Origin of the sequence: Sphingomonas baiyangensis, from assembly GCF_005144715.1 — a bacterium.
GTDB classification, from domain to species: domain Bacteria; phylum Pseudomonadota; class Alphaproteobacteria; order Sphingomonadales; family Sphingomonadaceae; genus Sphingomonas; species Sphingomonas baiyangensis.
In genome coordinates this window covers 414,969-432,339 of sequence record NZ_SWKR01000002.1, presented here as the reverse complement: position 1 = coordinate 432,339, position 17,371 = coordinate 414,969, and the positions used below count along the sequence as shown (strand labels likewise).

Annotated in this window: 20 protein-coding genes; 1 reads left to right on the top strand and 19 read right to left on the bottom strand. The window is 64.1% G+C overall.

The genetic code is table 11. The features are described from left to right. Window positions 1–40 precede the first annotated feature (40 nt). The 4 genes from FBR43_RS05250 to FBR43_RS05235 are packed head-to-tail and all read right to left on the bottom strand — an operon-like array spanning window position 41 to window position 6,028. Entirely contained in the window at window positions 41–2,263 is a 2,223-nt protein-coding gene (locus FBR43_RS05250) for a hypothetical protein (RefSeq protein WP_136942171.1), read from the bottom strand. Beyond that, complete coding sequence (locus tag FBR43_RS05245; protein ID WP_136942170.1) at window positions 2,263–2,661, bottom strand: DUF6950 family protein; 399 nt, start codon at window positions 2,659–2,661, stop codon at window positions 2,263–2,265. The genes FBR43_RS05250 and FBR43_RS05245 overlap by 1 nt, the downstream gene beginning before the upstream one ends. After that, on the bottom strand, window positions 2,658–3,209 hold the full coding sequence (locus FBR43_RS05240) for a hypothetical protein (protein ID WP_136942169.1): 552 nt from the start codon (window positions 3,207–3,209) through the stop codon (window positions 2,658–2,660). Before FBR43_RS05240 ends, FBR43_RS05245 begins: the two co-directional genes overlap by 4 nt. A gap of 41 nt (window positions 3,210–3,250) precedes the next feature. Then, window positions 3,251–6,028 carry a tape measure protein gene (locus tag FBR43_RS05235; protein WP_136942168.1) on the bottom strand — a complete coding sequence of 926 codons (2,778 nt, stop codon included), beginning with the start codon at window positions 6,026–6,028 and terminating at the stop codon, window positions 3,251–3,253. Window positions 6,029–6,038: 10 nt separating this feature from the next. Here FBR43_RS05235 and FBR43_RS05230 point away from each other — a divergent pair, with 10 nt between their 5' ends. Further along, window positions 6,039–6,452: a DUF2846 domain-containing protein gene (locus tag FBR43_RS05230; RefSeq protein ID WP_169542503.1), complete on the top strand. Its 414-nt coding sequence runs from the start codon at window positions 6,039–6,041 to the stop codon at window positions 6,450–6,452. Window positions 6,453–6,593: 141 nt separating this feature from the next. Here FBR43_RS05230 and FBR43_RS05225 read toward each other — a convergent pair whose 3' ends face one another. The 15 genes from FBR43_RS05225 to FBR43_RS05150 all read right to left on the bottom strand — a co-directional run bounded on the left by FBR43_RS05225 (window position 6,594) and on the right by FBR43_RS05150 (window position 17,352). After that, complete coding sequence (locus FBR43_RS05225; RefSeq protein ID WP_136942166.1) at window positions 6,594–7,040, bottom strand: GTA-gp10 family protein; 447 nt, start codon at window positions 7,038–7,040, stop codon at window positions 6,594–6,596. Continuing rightward, window positions 7,040–7,480 (bottom strand): phage tail protein, encoded by a 441-nt coding sequence (locus FBR43_RS05220; protein WP_136942165.1) that lies wholly within the window; start codon window positions 7,478–7,480, stop codon window positions 7,040–7,042. The genes FBR43_RS05225 and FBR43_RS05220 overlap by 1 nt, the downstream gene beginning before the upstream one ends. Before the next feature lie 44 nt (window positions 7,481–7,524). Continuing rightward, entirely contained in the window at window positions 7,525–7,755 is a 231-nt protein-coding gene (locus tag FBR43_RS05215; RefSeq protein ID WP_136942164.1) for a hypothetical protein, read from the bottom strand. Window positions 7,756–7,778: 23 nt separating this feature from the next. Then, window positions 7,779–8,219, bottom strand: a complete 441-nt coding sequence (locus FBR43_RS05210; protein WP_136942163.1) for a DUF3168 domain-containing protein — start codon at window positions 8,217–8,219, stop codon at window positions 7,779–7,781. A gap of 548 nt (window positions 8,220–8,767) precedes the next feature. Next, entirely contained in the window at window positions 8,768–9,106 is a 339-nt protein-coding gene (locus tag FBR43_RS05200; protein WP_212611894.1) for a hypothetical protein, read from the bottom strand. 23 nt (window positions 9,107–9,129) lie between these two features. Continuing rightward, window positions 9,130–9,537 (bottom strand): DUF4054 domain-containing protein, encoded by a 408-nt coding sequence (locus FBR43_RS05195; protein ID WP_169542501.1) that lies wholly within the window; start codon window positions 9,535–9,537, stop codon window positions 9,130–9,132. Continuing rightward, window positions 9,537–9,752 (bottom strand): hypothetical protein, encoded by a 216-nt coding sequence (locus tag FBR43_RS16420; RefSeq protein ID WP_249276683.1) that lies wholly within the window; start codon window positions 9,750–9,752, stop codon window positions 9,537–9,539. The genes FBR43_RS05195 and FBR43_RS16420 overlap by 1 nt, the downstream gene beginning before the upstream one ends. 323 nt (window positions 9,753–10,075) lie before the next feature. Continuing rightward, entirely contained in the window at window positions 10,076–10,450 is a 375-nt protein-coding gene (locus FBR43_RS05185; protein WP_136942158.1) for a hypothetical protein, read from the bottom strand. Next, a complete protein-coding gene (locus tag FBR43_RS05180) occupies window positions 10,447–10,713 on the bottom strand; it encodes a hypothetical protein (protein ID WP_136942157.1) in 267 nt (88 codons plus the stop codon). Before FBR43_RS05180 ends, FBR43_RS05185 begins: the two co-directional genes overlap by 4 nt. Next, window positions 10,706–11,032 (bottom strand): hypothetical protein, encoded by a 327-nt coding sequence (locus FBR43_RS05175; RefSeq protein WP_136942156.1) that lies wholly within the window; start codon window positions 11,030–11,032, stop codon window positions 10,706–10,708. Before FBR43_RS05175 ends, FBR43_RS05180 begins: the two co-directional genes overlap by 8 nt. Window positions 11,033–11,101: 69 nt before the next feature. After that, complete coding sequence (locus FBR43_RS05170) at window positions 11,102–12,058, bottom strand: DUF2184 domain-containing protein (RefSeq protein ID WP_212611893.1); 957 nt, start codon at window positions 12,056–12,058, stop codon at window positions 11,102–11,104. A gap of 16 nt (window positions 12,059–12,074) precedes the next feature. After that, complete coding sequence (locus FBR43_RS05165) at window positions 12,075–12,515, bottom strand: structural cement protein Gp24 (RefSeq protein WP_136942154.1); 441 nt, start codon at window positions 12,513–12,515, stop codon at window positions 12,075–12,077. After that, window positions 12,515–13,663, bottom strand: coding sequence for a DUF2213 domain-containing protein (locus tag FBR43_RS05160; RefSeq protein WP_136942153.1), 1,149 nt, complete (start codon window positions 13,661–13,663; stop codon window positions 12,515–12,517). Before FBR43_RS05160 ends, FBR43_RS05165 begins: the two co-directional genes overlap by 1 nt. A gap of 804 nt (window positions 13,664–14,467) precedes the next feature. After that, window positions 14,468–15,328: a hypothetical protein gene (locus FBR43_RS05155; RefSeq protein WP_212611892.1), complete on the bottom strand. Its 861-nt coding sequence runs from the start codon at window positions 15,326–15,328 to the stop codon at window positions 14,468–14,470. An 86-nt stretch (window positions 15,329–15,414) separates the two neighbouring features. After that, window positions 15,415–17,352, bottom strand: coding sequence for an anti-CBASS protein Acb1 family protein (locus FBR43_RS05150; RefSeq protein WP_169542500.1), 1,938 nt, complete (start codon window positions 17,350–17,352; stop codon window positions 15,415–15,417). Window positions 17,353–17,371 lie beyond the last annotated feature (19 nt).

Here is a 17,371-nt window from a genome sequence, read left to right as displayed (position 1 = left end):
CGAGCACGCTATGGTGCTGGTACGCGTGTCTTTACCGCCGTCATATCGTGGCGAGGGTGTAGGAAGCGCCTCCGATGGTCAGGACCACCCTGCCCGTCACGTCCGCGCCTGTAGCCGCCCCCGCTGCGCCGAAAGCCGGGAAGCCGCCGCCTGAATAGGCCGATGCGCTAACCGTGCCGCTCACATCGAGATTGCCTGCAATCGACGAGTCTCCGGTGATCGCCGCGCCGCCCGTCGTGACCGTGAGTGTGCCACCGAAACTGCCCGTCCCGGCGGCGACAAGCGTCCCGCCGGTTTCGAGGTTGCCAGACACGACGACCGGACCAAGCACCGTCTGCGAGGCCCCGGCAGGATCGAGTTGAAGGTACTCAAGGTCGAACTTGTCCTTGAAATACTCGACCGTGAGCTGAGCCTCGATATATTTCAGTCCGTCCCGCGAGATCAGCAGTTTGTCGGTATCGAGCAGCGAGGTCACGTCCTCAACCTCGGACTCGATCGTGATGCTTTCGGTATCGGACCAAGGCGACGGGCGACCATCGCCAGTGCGGTAGGATACCTCGACGCCGATCGGGGTGTTAGCCGGTACAGAGTCAGTCACCAGCAGCACGCTTGGCCCCGGCGCCGTATCCTGGAACTGCTGCGCCGGGCCATATGCGCCGTCGATCAGGAGGCGCACAAACCATGTCAGGTCCGGGCGATCGGGGCCAGTTACGGCAAGCTCAAGCCGGTAGCCGTTCACCACGTCGCCTTCATCGGTGATCGCGGTAATGTCGTTGATGACGGGCTGTGGCAGTGCGTCAAGCACCGGATCGACCACAGGCGGCGGCGGCTCACCATCATCGACGCCGGGCACCCATTCGTCGGGATCGGCATCGACCGACAACCACTCGAAGTTGACGCCGCCGGTTTCGGTGTTGCGCTCAAGCGAGATGATCTCGACCGGTCCGGAGAAGCCGGACTCGCTCAGGTCGAGGTTAATGTAACGCTGCCCAATGATCGTGCGGCCCGCGAACGTCGTTGAACATGCTCCCCGATGGGCGGCATTGGCGCGCAGCATCTTGCGCTTGGCAAGGCGTCGGCCCTGCGTGGGAGAAGGCGTCTGCGCGTCGAGCGAGGCGGTCAACGGCTCCCTGCCACTGGCGGCGATAGCGGCTTCGTCGCGCCAAGGCTGTGCGTCCACGGTGTTGTAGTCGTGCTGGTCCGACACGTAGGTGATGGTCACCTCGTTGACGGCGTTTTCGTCTTCGACAAATGCCTGGTGGCGATAGCTGACAATCTCATCGGCGCCGATCGTGACCGTAGGCTCGTAGTACCGCCCCGAGTAGATCAGGATTTCGCCGCGCTCGTTGTAGCTGTACCAGCCATCGAACGGCTTGAGCAGCTCGGCGATGACGTTGGCTGGCTGCTCGGTCGCGCGATAGACGACGGCGGTTCGGTAGCGCGGCTCGGTCCCGCCAGCATCAAGCGGCTCGGCAGCGTCGCAATCGTCGGCGGCGGCTTCCCATAGCGCGATCTGCGGCAAAATCTGCGTGTCGAAGTCCACCGCCCTCTGCGTGATGAGGTAATGCAGGAACGCGAGGACGGCGTTGTCCTTGTGGACCCATGTTGCCGGATCATAGGCGTCCTGTGCCTCGTCACGGAAGTCGAATACCGGCGCGAGGTCCATCACCAGCGACATGTCGATGTTGTCGCCCTGCGGGTAGGTTTCGAGGAAATACTTGTCCTTCTCGGGGTTCTTGAGAAGGTAGCCCGTCACCACGCCATCGCCGCGATGATCGACCGTCCACACATCGGGCACCTTGGCGATGACGGCCCCGAACGCCGTTTCGGTGGGCAGGCCGAGCGTGTAGCCAGCCTTGACGTTGCCGCCCTGGTACCGCTTGTCCGCCCCGGCGTTCACGATATTGCCCGAGAGGGTCACAAGGTCGTCGTTCAGGTAGACTGCAACCACGCCACCGATACGCCCATCATGGAAGGCCCACACGTCCACCGTAGTGCCATCGCTCGCGGTGCGGAACAGCAGCGATGCGCCGTAGAGGCGGCGGCGGCCATAGCCTCGGATGCGCGGCGGGATCGGGTTCTTGACCGACGTTTCGGTTTCCTGCGGTTCGGTGCCGCGTGGGCCTCCGAACACGAGGCTCGTGCCGATCTGCACACCTACCGCTACGACCGTACTCGCAATGACCGACGCCAACGCAGCGGATATCTTCACACCGATCGCGGCACCGGCCTTGATGATAAGGGGAGCGAGCGCTTGAGGCATTACGGGCGCCTCCACACGCGCAGTGCTTCGGCGCGGGCCACCACCACCCCGCCGTGCGCTAGTGCCGCCCACCGTTTGCCGTTGAAGATGGCCCCGATGCAATCGCCTGCGTATGCAGCAGGCAAAGCAATCACGGCCACGTCGCCCGCCTGCGGCTCACCCCCAATCGGCGCGCAGCCTATGTCGGCCATGCCGAGCAACCACAGCGCCTCAAGCCCGCCCGCCGCGTCGATCAGGGCCAGCGCCTCCGCATCGCTGCTGTAGCGCCCCCGCCAGCGGGCCATCGGGTCGCCAAGGCCCCAGCCCAGCACCCAGCCCGCCGGGAAGCAACAGCAGTCCCATATGCCGGCTTCCCAGCGCCGCGTCGTGGCGTGCGCGATGTATTCGGCGACCGTCATCGTGGCCCGAACCGGCGAGTTACGCCCACCGATATGCCCGCGACCTCGCTGAAAATCGCATCCGTAGGCGACCGCTTCCGCTGGTCTGCATCGGTGTAATAGGCCGGCGCCGGGTTCGATCGCCGCGTATCGGTCGAGCGCACCGAAAGGATGATCTGCCGCTCGCGCCCGTTGTCAGTCGGCTCATTGGACGTCGCCAGCGTGTCGGCGATGCCGCGCCAGTCCCACGACGCCGGGCCGACAATCTGCCAGTCGGCGTCAAACTCGACATAGCCGATGGTCACCAGCGCGCCCTTGACGCTATCCCGGTCCTCGCCGGCAAGGCGGATGGTTTCGGCCGACACGCCCGACACGACGAAATCGAGGCGATCGGCCGCGCCGTTGATAAGCTGCTTGAGCGCGGGCACGGACAGCAACTCGCCCGCGCCCTTGTAGATCGCGCCTTCGGGATCAAGCGCATCCGCTGACACCGGCAAGTCGAAATGCCCGGACCACAGATAACAGACTGGATCGCTCGCGAGGCGGAATACGATGGAGCGGCGGGCCATGCGGCTAGGCTATGCTGCTAGGCCCCACGTCCTTACCGCCGTCACTTGGACCCGTAGCGGTTGAGTTTTGCCTGCTCGGTGATGGCAATATCAGCGCCAGCGCGGGCTATCTGTGGCGCCGACTGCCGCACCACCTGCACCGACACGTCGCCGGACACTTGCCGGATCGTTGGGCGAAACAATGCGCCTTCGTCTACTACCACCTGCACGACTGCCGGCGCGGCTTGCGCTGGCCTCGCAACGGCGTTCGCCTGCCCGAGCGGAATTACAGTGCCACCCTGCGGGCCGACGCGCAGCAACTCCACGCCGCTGCCCCGGCCCTCGTTGACGCGACGCACGCTATTGGGGGGCATGTACCCGCCAGACTGGCGACCGCCGATGGCCGACCCGATCGCAGCAAATAAATCGCCACCGCCGCCGCCTCCCCCACCACCGCCGAACAACGCGTTTGCCAGCGGCTTAATGATCTGCTGCTGTACCGCGATGCGGATCAGGTCGGCGATGATCTGGTTTGCCACGCCCTTGAACACGTCGCCCAGCGATTTCGTGCCCATGATCGCTTCGGTAAGGCCATCGTTGAGCTTGTCGAGCGCCTGAACCGAGATCGCCTCGATATCCTCGTTGATGGCGTCGGCGCTGCGCGTAAGCTCGCGCATGTAGCGACCCGCCGGCCCTTCATTGCGCGCCAACACTGCGGCTTCACGCTGCCCGCGCGACGCTCGTAATGCGTCCAGTTCCGCTTGCGCCCGCTGCGCCAGTGCGCTGTTGACCTTCTCGGTTTCGATGATGCGCTGAAGGTCGATCTCGCGCTGGCGATCGGCAATATCGAGCAACTCGAGTTCGATGGCTGCGCGGCCCTTTGCGCTGTCCACAAACTCTCCGGCCAACGCCACTTCCTGCGCGCGCAGGTCGAGCGCGATCTGGTCCAGTTCCGCCGCGCGCTGCGCCTCGGCGGCGTTCAAGTCCTGCTCGGCAATCTGGCGCTGCTTCGCCAGCACGGCATCGCGAGCGGCTAGAAGCTCGTCACGCTGTGCCTGCGTAAGCTGATCGTCCAACTGCAACTGACGGCGATAGCTTTCGCGATCAGCATCGATCGCGGCGATGGTGGCCGCGTATTGTGCCTGAATGCCGCCGGTTAGATCGGCTTGCGCGCGCAGCAACTCCACCCGCGACCGGGCAAGTTCGTCCTGGAATTGCGCCTCGGTGCGCGCCGCCTCGTTTGCGAGTTGCTCGGCGCTTTTGCCAGCGCGGGTCTTCGTTTTCTTGCCAGCTTCCTCGCCGCCGGAAACAGCGGGGGGTGCGCCAGCGGCAAGCTGTGCGTCGAGGCGGCGCACCTCGGCATTGATTGCGTTGAACGTGTCGGCTGACTGCCGAAAACTTTCGCGCGCGTCAGCGAACTCTCGGTCGATACGCTGTTTGTCGATGCCGGGAGCCAAGCGTGGATCGTTCGCCGCTACGCGCGTGCGCTCGGCTGCTAGGCGGGCCTGCCCTTGTAGACGCAACGCCTCAGCCTTCGCGAGAACGGCAACCGCGCGTGCCGCCTCACGCGCCTGAATAGCTTCCTCGCGCAAAGCCCGCGCATTTGCCAGCGCAGCGTTGCGAGCTTTGCCTTGCAGCGTCGCGAGCCGATCCACAGCGTCAGCATAGGGGCGCACTACGGCGGCAGCGGCTTCCGTGGCGCGGGTCAGCGATTCTTGCGCCCGCTCAAGTTCGGTCGTTCGGGTCGCCGCATAACCGATCGCGATCGTGACGGCGGTGATAGCCAGCCCCACCGGCCCACCAAACGCTACTAGCAACGCCCTGCCCGTCGTTGCGGCAACAGCGCCCATCGTGCCAAGCGCCGTCGTTGCACCGGCAGCGGAACGGGCAAGGGCTACCTGACCGGCTGCTGCCGCGCCCAGCGCCGCGACATAGCGGCCGACGATAGCCGCCGCGATCACCGCCAGTGCATTCGCTACAAGATCGAGGTTGTCTGCCAGCAGTTTGATGCCGTTCGCGAGCGCAGCCGATGCGCCGTTCGCCTGAGCGGACTGGCCTACATACACAGTGAGCCGGCTGTTGAGCGCCTCGAATGCGCCGGAAAGCGTAAGCGTCGCCTTCGCTGCTTGACCTTCCAACGCCGCCGAGCCGTTCAGGATAGCGGTGAAAAACTCTTGGCTCGAAACCTTCCCGTCGAGCACGGCAGCACGGAGCTTTGCGACGCTCCCGCCAAACCGCTCGGCATTGGCTGCGGCCTGCAATAGAGGACGCAAGCCGCCCTCGTTGATCTGGTTGAACTCTTCCGCACGCACCGTGCCAGATGCCAGCGCTTGATTGAGGCCGAGAATAGCGCCCGATGCCGATACTGCGCTCGTGCCAGTGATAAGCAACGCCTGCGAAGTGGCCTCGGTCAACCCAAGGATCTGCGACTGCGATGCGCCAAGCTCCTGCCCGGCCTGCGTGGCATTCCCGAACAGCCCTGCCAGCGCCTCAAGGCTGACGCCATAGCGCGACGAAAGGCCGAGCAAATTCTCCTGAACGCTGGCGAGGCTCTCGCCCTCAAGTCCCGCGACCCGCAAGCTGTTTTGCAGGCGAGTATAGCCATCCACGAGGCCAGTGAGCTGCTGCGCGGAAAAGGCTCCCGCGAACGCACCCGCCAGCAGCCGAAGCTTGCCGCCGATCTCCGCTGAGGATCGGGCGAATTGCCTCTCAAGCGACACGACGCGTCGCTCCTGCTGTTGCAGCGACCGATCAACGATCGTTGTCGTGGCTCGCAATTCGTTGCGATAGCGCGTAAGCTCCGCGCGCAATTCGAGAATGACGGGATCGACTTCGGCCATGCGACCACTAATGCCGGTTCACGTCTGCGCTCTTGCCGCCATCGCGATCATGCTGCCCGGCCAAGCCGCTCCTGAAGAAAGCGCCATCGTCGTCTATCGCAGCAAAAGCCTTTGGGGTTTGGCGATCGGATGCCCGGTGCGACACGAGGGCCGCGAGCTGGTCGAACTAGGGCGCGGCAAGTACGCCACGATCGCAGTTGAGCCGGGCGACTATGTGCTGACCAATCGTACGTCGAGCGTGGAGGTCCGCGTGCAACCGGGGAAAACCCGCTACGTTCGCTGCCAAGTCAAAACCGGCTTCCTCGGCGGGCGCGCCGATCTCCAATTGGTAGACGAGGCGTCATTCCTTGAGCAGGGCGCCGATGGCGAGAATATCGCGCTGCGGCTAAGCAACGAGCCTAATGAACCCGCTCAGCAGCCTTGATACGCTGAAACTGCGCGCGGAACTCGTCTGATACTTCGGGCTTGGATGGCTCGCCAGCCTCACCATGCGCTTCCAACGCTTCGAGGTACATAGACAGCGACGCGGATTCGTACTCAAGCCCCAGCACGCCGCAATTCGCGATTACGCTGCCTTTTCGGAACGCCTCTCGCTTTCCGCTTCGGCCTTTTTTTTTGAGCCTAGCTTCACGCCCATGATGGCGGCGTGAAGGATCGCCCATGCAACAGGTGCGTGCTCGGTGTAGGGCCTGCCGGTCACGTAATCCGCCACGAGCTGCTGCGCGTCGAGCGGCCCGACCTTGACCACCTCGCCGGCGATCTCGGCCTGCCCGCCGCCGATAGCAGCGCAGCGAATAACTTCGGAGATATGCGAGATGCGCGCCGGGCCAGTGCCGAGGAAGCGCGGCTCATCGGTTTCGCGGTCAAGCCCGATGCCGTCGCTCAGGCTTTCGTAGATAGTGACGATCGACGTATCACCGCAATTGCGCTCGATCTCGATAATGCGCGGCATCGGCAGCCAGAACCGATAGGTGCCCCGCCCGAAATCGAGCGTAATCGCGGTTTCGTCCATTACGGGGCGACGGTCCAGACGACCTCACCCTCGCCAGCGAGCGTCACTTCGGCCGTGCCTTCCTCGCCTACGGTGACGTTATTCGCCGTCATCACCGCCGCGCCTTCGTAGGTTCCGAGAAGGATGCCCATGTCTGTGCCGTCGCGCTGGCGAAACTCGATCTCGTAGTTTTTGCGAACGCCGAGCGCTGCGTTGAACCGGTCGATTTCGTCCACGCTGAACACACCAGAAGCAGTCACGTCCCACTGCTTGCCGGTGACGAATACCTTGCGCGAGGGCGGGATGCCGGGCTTGGTGCAGTCGATCCGATACCGATCGGTCGTGTTCGCTGCCTGGTTGAACGCGACGTTCGTCAACGCGCACATGATGCTGAAGACTTCGGGGTCCTCACCATCCCCCATCTTGGCAATCGCGAAATCGGGTTCGACTGGCACGGACATTATGCAGGCTCCTGGCTAGATTGCCGGAAGCCTATGGGCAGGGTCTAAGCCCCGTTACCGCCATCAATGACGTGGAGCCGCTTGCGGGCCTGCTCGCGTTCGACCTCGCCCACATCGCGCTCGCCCGCGCGGATCAGCAGGCACCGCAACTGGTGCGCCGTGTCGGCATCGCCCTTGCTGTCAGCATATTCCGCCGCCGCGACAATCTGCGCTTCGTCTATGTCGCCGGTGCGCAAACCAGCGATAGCGAAAGCGCGGAACATCGCATCGTCCATGCCTCGCTATGCCACGATCGGGCTTAGGCTGCTAGCACCCGCGCACGCATGTTGAGAATACCGTGATAGGCGTCCGCCTCGGCCCCATCGATCAGCAGCCGCGACGATACGGCCCGAAGCTGTGCCGACGTGCCCGAGACAATAACGCGATGGTTATGCACCGCCAGATGCATCGCCGACAGGATGCGCGCCGCATAGTCCTCGGCGGTTTCGATCATGGCGCTGCCGCTGTAGCGCGGCTTGGCGAAGCAGTGCAGCAGGAACGTTACCTCGGCGCCGGCATAGCAGGCCCCGTCGAGTGGCAGCGAGTTGGGCGCATCGAAGCGGATGAACGGCCACGCGGGATTGGCCGGAACCGTTGAAGGATAGATTGAGGTCGCCGGAACAAGGGCGGTAAGGCCCTCATTCGCCGCCAGATGCGTCAGCGTCGCCCGTCGCACTTCGCGGATCAGGTTTCCGGCCACGCTTCGTCTCCTTCAATGCGCCGGCTTCCTTCGCCGCTCGGGCAATATCGGCAGTGACGTTGCCGTTCCACCCTTCGCGAAACACCGTCGTGCGTTCGCGTTCGATGTGCCGATAGCGGGCGGTGAAGGACACGCGGGGCATGGGCTAACGCTTCGATGATCTGACGGCGGAGTTTACCGCCCTCGTCACCAGCGCCACGACCTCGGCACGCTCCTGGTCGCGCGCTGGGGCCATGAAGGGGCGCGCAGCCATGCGAGAGGTGCCGAACTCAAGCGGCGCACTGTACGGGGCGCTTGAGGCCACCTGTGCTCGCAATGGCGCGGGCAGGGTTGCTTCGATATTGCCTGCCAGAACTCCAGTGTCCTGGTTGGGGGGCTGGCCCGGGGCAGATGGTACATGGCCCCTGCCGGAAACGCTGCCCGCCGTGATGCTGATCTGTGCCGCGACTGCAATGCGCTCGGCACCCGCGAACAGTGCTTGCGATACGCGCCGCTCCATCGTTCCGCCGGCCAACGCCCGCAACCGGTCTACGTGCTGCTTGCGGCCCTTAAGCGGCACGACGGCCCCGACACACCCATCCGACGGCTATTGGGTCCAGCTCGACCGATTGCAGCGTCCATGTACCCGCGTGAGGGCCGGCGGCGATCGTCAGCCGCGCATCGGTGTCGAGCGCCTCAAGCCCCAGCACCAGAATGCGCGCGTCGCCTTCCGCATAGCCTTCCGCCTGCCGCATGGCTTCCGTGGCAGCATCGACCTGTGCCGAGCAGTCCGATGTTACAGGCGTGCCCGGCGTGACGATCGAACCACCCGCATCCATGACAGGCGTTCCCGGCCACGATGCCGTCGCCGCGTGGTACGGCCCTCCGTAGCGAGCGGACAGCGCCAAGGCGATGTTGCGATAGGCCCCGCCTAGCACGCCCAACCATACCCTGCCGGCGCGTGAACGCCGATCGCAAGCCGCATCCCGCCGACGTTGCGGCGAAGCATCGCCTCAAACTCGCGACCATATTCGGTAGCGCCATAGCCGCCTCGAGCTGCGATCGAAGCCGCTTCGTCGGACAGCGACAGACTGAACGAACCAGAGCGAAACGACGTGACGCCCGCCGGCACTGCATCGCCGCCGCTCGTGCTGTCCTGTAGCGAGATCTGGTGCGCGGCATAGGCGAGGATAGCCGGCTGATAGTCGCCCTCGGCCCAGCTCGTTTTGACGAACCGCGTCGCGTCGGTCAGCCAGTATTCGACCCTCGCCTCGGGAATGGCCGCAAGGGCCGGGTAGCGAATGCCGAACTGCTCATAGGTGGGCATTATGTACGGCATCAGGTGTTGATCCTCACAAGCCGGGCGTTGATCGAATAGCCTGCGCCGATCGCCAGCAGCGGAGCGGTAACGCCTACCTCGATCGTGTTCGCCGCCGTCGCGATCACGTCGTGCGTGGCATAGGAGCCATTCGGCAGCGACACAGCGAACAGCAGCAGGTTTTGCCCCGGCGAGACGCCCCATGCAGACGGTACGGTAACGGACAGACGCCGCACGCCTGCACTGATGGATACCAAAGCCGTCTGTGCCAGTGTGACCGCGCCGAGCAGCGTAGCACTCGATGCGCCTGTGTCGCCTTTGGCGCCGGCAGGGCCTTGGGGGCCGGGGACAGTCGAGGCAGCACCAGTCGCGCCCTGCGGGCCAGCAGGCCCCTGTGCGCCGGCTGCGCCTTGAGGACCACGCTCGCCTGCCGGGCCTTGCGGTCCCGTCGCCCCTTGGGGTCCAGCCATGCCCTGCGCGCCAGTGGCCCCCTGCGGCCCCGTAGCGCCAGCCTCGCCCTTCGCGCCGGGCAGTCCATAACCGGGAGCACGAACCGCCATTACGCGCCAGACCCGTAGAACAACTCAAGCGCGGCCTCCGGGTACAGCAAAGCGCCCTCCTCATCATGGATGGGGAAGCCGGGACGCTCGACCGCAATCGCCGACACGCCCGCCGGGAACTGCGTGCTGTAGATGCCGAAATGCCCCGGCGGAAACAGCCAGCCCAGCCCCTCGCCGGCGTCGTTCGGCGTCTCGTCGCCCATCGACGTGCCCAGCAGCCGGATATAGACCGGATACGAGTTGACCACGCCGAAGCTCGTCACGCCATTCGGCAGCGGCCCCACAGCGACATAGGACGGCTCGTCGGTCGCCGGAACCATAATCGGGCTGACGCTCAGGTTGCGACGAAACGGGGCGTTCTTGGCGACGATCATTGCTTGACCCACCCGCTATCGCCAGTCTGCACGCCGTTGCCCCATTCGAGCGTGCGGACCCACCTATCCGCGCCATCGGTCACGGTATCGGTGTGGAGGTTGCCCGAGCTGTCATAGGTGTAGGCGTGCGCCTTGTGCGTCGGGACCGGGTTGCCGTCCGTGTCGCGCTCGACAAGGCTCGCTGTGCCGTCGCCGCCGGTTGCTGCGCGCTGCCGCTCACGAACGACGCCCGCGCTGTCCCGGTATAGCTCGTAATCAGGCACGGCCCGCCTCGATCGCCGCGCGGATCTCGGCGTTCGTCATGTCGTCGTTGGCGTCCACGCCCTCGTCGGCCGCGATGGCGAGCAAGTCAGCCTTGCTCTTGCCGGTCAGGCCGGGGAGGTCGTCAGCCTTACCTTGCGGCGTGTCGGGCTGCACGTTCGGCTTTACCGTCATCCCGGCGGCGCGCTCGTCAGCCGCTTGCCCGTCCGACATGGTGATGGGCTGCGAGCCACCCGGCGCCAACTTAAACGTTGTGGCGCCAACAAAGATAGTGCGCGGCGTCTTGCGTGGATTGCTGACGATGTACTCGATATCGGCCATCTATTCTCTCCAAACAAAAAGGGGCGAACCGCGCTGGCCCGCCCCTTCCCTCACCCCCGCGACGAACAGTTAAGCGACGATGCCATCACGATAGCGAACAGCGCCGGGCAGGCGGATTTCGACGCCGCCAGTTTTGAAGTAGCCGGGCACTTCGTAGATCATCGGACCCGAGCGCATCGGCTCGAGGAAGCGCAGCGGCACCGGCAGATGCAGCTTCACTACGTCGCGCGTGTTGCGATAGACGACCATGCGCCCCGCACCCGAAGCACCCGCATCCTCAAGGCCGCCGACTGCGCGGATCGTGAGGGGCTGACCGGTCGTGGCCGTGTACACGTTGCCGCGCATCAGCCAGTCGAGGATCGTCATGTTGCTGTCCGCCGACATGGGCGTGGTCGCCAGCAGCGTGAACGCGGCGGTGGGCAGCAGGATGGTGTTCGCCATCTCGACACGACCCGAGCCGGCATAGACCGCCGTGAGCGCCTCGTTGACGTCGCGAAGGATCTGGATTGGCGTCTTGGTTGCCCAAGTGCGCGTCGAACCAGTGCCATCGTTCGCAACCAGCGCGTCATCGACATTCGGGTCGTTGAACAGCCCGGTCATCCCCTTGTCGGTGTCACCGACCCGCACGATGTCGTCGATGAACTCCTCGTATGCGCGGCGAGCCATTGAGGCGCGTTCCGTGTCCAGGCTGATACCGAGACGCGAAGCATAGCCCAGCTCCTCGGTGGTGTACCGATAGCCGATCGCTGCCATTTCGATAGCGTGCGTGTACTTCGTCATATTGACGTCGGCGTTCGGCACATCCTTGGACAGGTGGTTAAACCACTTGGCCTTGCCCACGCCGTCCATCGAATAGAACTCGATGACCTTCGAGAACTCGCCCGCCGAAGTGTCGATCGTCACGAGCTGAGGATACTGGATATCCTCGTACTTCGTGCGGAACACCTCGGTTTCGACATACGCCGCCTGTTGCGACAGGAAGCTGAGAGCGCCCTGTGCATCGGTCAGAAACGGATTTGCGTCCATGTACATGCTCGCCCCCTTACTTGATGCGGAGCGGCACAAGGCCGGCTGCGCTGGTGGTGCCGTCGAACGTGGCGCCGACGATCGCGGTGTTGTCGGTGGCCACATCAGTCCACGCGCCCGCGCTGGTCACATAGGCCTGGTCGCCCTTGTCCACGGCCTTGGAAGCCTGAACTGCGATCACGCCGAGCCGGCAGAGAGGCAGCGTGGCGCCCTCCTCGAACGTGTCAGCGGCGTCGCCAACGACCGTCACATCCTTGATGGTTACGCCCTCGAACAGCGCCGAGGGCGTTGCGGTCACACCGTTATCTTCGGCGCCAGCAAAAACCGCGCGGCCGTAGCCGATCGCGGTCGAGTCCTCGAGCACGCGCGACGTGGCGTTGTGCAGTTCCTGGTTGACGATCATGCCCAGCGCGAGAGCGGGCAGGCGCGAGCCATAAGCGGTCTGAACAGCGGCCATTATGCAGCGTCCTTCTTCTGGCCGTTCAGGCCGTTGATGTAGTCCATGCGCGCCTTGTCGCGCAGCGTTGCCGTGTCGGCGACCAGCGGCGCACCGATCGAATGCACCTTCGTGTCGGCAACGGTAACGCCCTTGGTCAGCACGTCGAACGCGATGGCGATGTTGTCGGCGGTGTACGCCTTCGCGGCCTCGCCCATCTTCGCGTCCACGACCGCCTTCTTGATCGCGGCAGTGTCGGCATCGGCAGCGACCGTCACGCCAGCAGCCTTGGCCTTGGCTTGCACGTCGGCGTATTCCTTGGCGGCGTCGGCGAGCTTGGCGGGCGTGATTGCCGCATCAGCGAGCTGGCGCTTGAGGTCAGCGATTTCGGTGTCCTTCGCCACGACCGCTGCCGCATCGGCAACAGCCTTGGTTTCAGCGGTTTCCTTCGCGGCTACGGCGTCAGCGACCTGGGCCTGCAACTTCGAGATCGCGGCGCTGACGGCATCCGCGTCCGACAAATCGACTTGCAGACCGTCGAGCACGATCTTCTTCATTGCTTTTCCTTCGGTTGACAGGCGCGCCACCGCCTCTGGATTGGCATCGCACGTCGCGAATGCTCGCGCGTCTGCGATCCGGCAGTCAGAGCCAGCGCGGCCCCGATCGACCAAGGCAACGTGATTGCCTCCGGTGATTTTGGATTGGCGAGCGTCACATACCGTGCCGTCCTTCGCCTTGAACTCGCCGAACTCCAACTCGGCGCCATAGCCGTTCGACAGCTCGCGCTTGCCAGCCTCGATCTTGCTAATCGCCTCGGCGTCGGTCACGAGAAGATCGAACGCGACGTAATCCCCATCGCGAAGGGCACCCATGATGGTGCCACGCGCGTGCTGGCGCCAATTGTCCTTCGTGACCGGCTGTGAGGGGTGATCGTCGGTGACGGGCTTGCCGATGAACGACTGCACCGCGCCGCGATCGAAGACCGTGTTTTCGTCGCGAAGGACGTTGACGATCGCCTTGTCGCGCAGGCCGTGCGCGTTCGTGGGATCGACCTCGGCGCCGGTATATTGGTAAACGCCTGTGCGCGCGGCTTTGGCACGCACGGCAAGGAACCCCTCGCGCGTCCGGCGGGGGGCGTCCAGCGTCAGATGGTCGGCGAGGAATGCCATGCGCGGGACGGTATTTGCCCGCGAGGATGGCTGTTACCGCCGTCAGGAAGGGGTTATGCCGTCTTCCTGACGTTTCCGCCGCACCGATGGACGGGCTCCGTTAGCGCCCGCTCTACGCTCCACCCCTTACGCAACCGCTCGTCGATCGTGTTCTTTCCCATGCCGAGCCGTGCGGACCAGTCCCTAGTATTCATGGCCTCGCCACGAAATTCAATCAGACGCGATATAGCGCGATTGTTTTGCTGCACCTTTGGCGACGCCCATCGCACATTACCCGGTTCATAACCCCTTTCTCCATCAATACGATCGATGGTTGTCCCGTTGGGACGCGGGCCTACAAACACCGCAAATCGCTTGAAACCCTCGGGGCCATGCCATTCCGGAGCCACGCATATTCCTTTCGCCCCGTAGCGCCCAAACGAAGTGCTGTTTGGGTTGTGGCATCGCTGCATCATCGCATTCCAAGATCTGTATTCGGGGCTTCTATAGCCCCCGTGCTTCGTGAACCGTTTGCGCGACGCTTCCGCCTGCGCGCATCCACAGCTTATGTACACGCCCTGGCGAACTTTGGAGGGCATCATATCCCTGATCTGCCCGCAATCGCAGAGAAACCGTCCCCGCCTCAATGGGCGCGACGCGCTTGGATATGGCTCGCCCTCTCCAATGAGAGTAAGCCTTCCAAACCGCGTGACACCGCCGAGCAACTCTAATATCGATTTCTTAGCCATGTCGCGCTCCTATCGCGTATTGGTCAGGGCCGGTGCGGGTCTAGACCCCCGTATCGGCCCGAAGTTTGTAGCAGAATCAGCCCTCGCCGTCGAACGAAAACACAAGCACCGATCGCTCTCGGCACCCGCAGAATGGGGGCATTCCAGCACGATCGCCACGTGGCGGGTCCGCGCGTATAGTCTTCCCATCAACGCGCTTGCCAACCAGCGCCGGGTCTTCAGAATAATAATTCCCGTCGCGCGCTTGATGCTCTGTTCGCGGATGGCGCTTGCGTGAATGCCGCCACTCAAAAACCGACAGACCGGCTTCACGGCGACGCTCAGCGGCGAGGTTGCTTGTCAGCTTGCTCAATTGGTCGCTGGCGACTCTCAACGATCGATCGCGAGACATTGCCACCGCCTCGCGTATCTCGCGCGCGACCTCCCGCGCAGGCTTCCGCTCGGTCAAGCCGGAAAAAATACGGTCGCCAATCCTCTTACGTGTTTGCGCCGAGACATCTCGAATTAGGTCAGTATTCCACGCGATATAGCTTTCAAGCGTATCCCGAACATCCTCGGGCCCAAGTAGCGTCGATAGATCAACGCCAGTCGCGCTCAGCACCGCGCCGCGCCACTGGCCTCGCGTCCACGCCTCGGTCCTGATTACCCAATCGTGCAGCTCGGGCACGATATCGAGGAACAGCCGCTCGAACTCGCTTTGCGCTTGCTCGATCTCGCCCTGGATATCGGCGGGGCTGTCCGTCGTCATGCTGTCGACGGTGCGCTCGTATTCGGCGATGATACGCTCGGCCCGGCGCTGCCATAGCTGCACTACGCGGGAGTAGCTGGCGTACAGACTCGACGCCAGCGTGGCAGGCGGGGCGATATCACGGATGGGAATAGCGCGGCGGCGGACGTTGCGTTGACGGCGCACCAGTGTGGCGAGGTCATATCGCATTGCTTTTTGCCCCCGCCATCGCTATATTGACGCTAGCAGCAGTCGGTTTCGGACGTTGGCCAGGGGCTTGTACATCTGGCATGCTGTCACCCCCGACTTTTCTTGTACATGGTCACCAAAACGAGGCGCTTCTTTCGCACCTCGAATACCATGTGCGTGTCGATCCGGCTTGTCCTTGAAATAGCTTCGATCCGGGGGTTGCCTTGCCTCCCAGTCGGCGGCTCGCCTCGCCGAAAATTGGTGGCGCGGTTCAGCTTGCTCGTTACCGTGGCGATATCGCGCTGCGTGACCGGGACTTGCCCGCGCTTTCTCTCGGAAGCGCCGCCATGCGTTTTCAGGATATGCCGTGTGAAGCCAGGGTCGAGCGCGACGGCCTTTCCGCCAGCACTGTGCCCCAAGCGCCCGATTAGAACGGCTGTAGACGCCGATACATCGCCGATTTCAGTCTGCTTTACGGCCCGGTTAGAAGCGGCTGCGGCGACATAGCCTCTGGCGCCGCCGGTTATCCATCGGCCGTTGCGATCACGCGGCTGACGCGAGTTGTAGTCATGCAGAAAAGGGGGCTCGGCCTGTCGCCCACCTCCCTTACTGTCATTCGCGGCACGACGGGCGGGTACGTCGCTTCCATCGGGTTCCCCGCCCCCCGGCAGATCTCCGATCACCTCCCTTCCTTGCCCTGCGACAATCTCGCTCGGATCGGTGCCGTCGTCCTCAGGCATGCCGCCGAACCGCGTTTCTTTGGGTTCCTCGGCCAGCGCGCCTTCAAGGCCCGGCATCCATCCGTTTTCGGTAAGGCCGTTCTGGTACGCCTTGGCGAACGCGCGATCGGGGATGGCGCCCGATAGCTGCACCTTCTCGGCGCTATCGACCCACACCTTGAAGCGATCGGTTTCGGCCTTCTCGCTCGGCACGTCGAGCGGCGCGAACTTCCACCAGATTTCGGCGGGCCGGCTGCCGAGCGCAGACGGGATCAGCACCGCGTCGAGCTGGTCGAGGCACGGCCGAAGCTCAAGCTCCTGCCCCGTCTCGACCATCTTGTTCCAGTTGCCGTCGTCATGCTCACCGGTGGCGTTCAGGCCCTTCGGCGAGGTGCCCCACAGCCGCGTGACCGGGATATCGGATGCCGCGGACAGCGCCTCGGCGTAGACCCGGATGATGTCAGGAATGCCGGCCCACGTCACCTGATGGCGGTCGATACTTTCGCCACCTTTGCCCTCAGCGTCGCCCTTGTCGTACACGACGGCGTTGAGGGCGCCCATACCAGCGCGCATCGCAGCAAAGCGACGCATGAGCAGCGCCTCACCTTCCTCAGTGGCGATCTGGTTGAGCAGCCCCGACACGCCTAGATCGACGTTAAGCGCATCCTTGATAAGCGAGCCGAACGTCGCCAGCGCTTCATCGAGGTTCTGCGCCGGCTCAAGCAGTGACGGCACGCGTCCCCTGCCCCAGAAGCGATCCTCATACGATGCGCGGTAGATCGACGGCAGCGGTTCGGCCGTGAAGCAAACGACACGCGAAGGATGCAGTCGCGTGCGTCGGCCCGTTGTGTTGATCTCCCAATAGCGCGGCTTGCCATAATCGGGGCTGGCGAGATCATCGATCCAGTCGTGCGCGCTCAGATGCCAGCGCGATACGACGTTGAGGGCCTGCAATGCGCCTTTGCTGATAGTGCGCTCGTTGACCGGCAGCATGGGGTCGCCCGCCGTAATCAGGATAAGCGCACCCCCGCCAAGGCCGCGCAGCACCTCGGCCTGCCGAACCTTCGCCTTGATCTGGTGCCGCTGTTCCTCGGCTTCCAACGCCTCGATCTGGTCGCCGTCCGCTTGCCAATCTCGCCATGCCCGTACGCGATCGGTCGCCGGGATGGTGATAGCCTTGCGCAGCATGGCGCTGCCCTCAAAGGCTTCCTCGATATGTCGGCCGGATAGCTGCAACGCGCGATAGACGCGCGCCGTGCGAGCATCCGAGCGGGTGCCCAGCCCCGTTAGCGCGTTCGTCAGGCTGTCGGTGATGTTGCGGAGCACGCCCATACCGCCACCATGC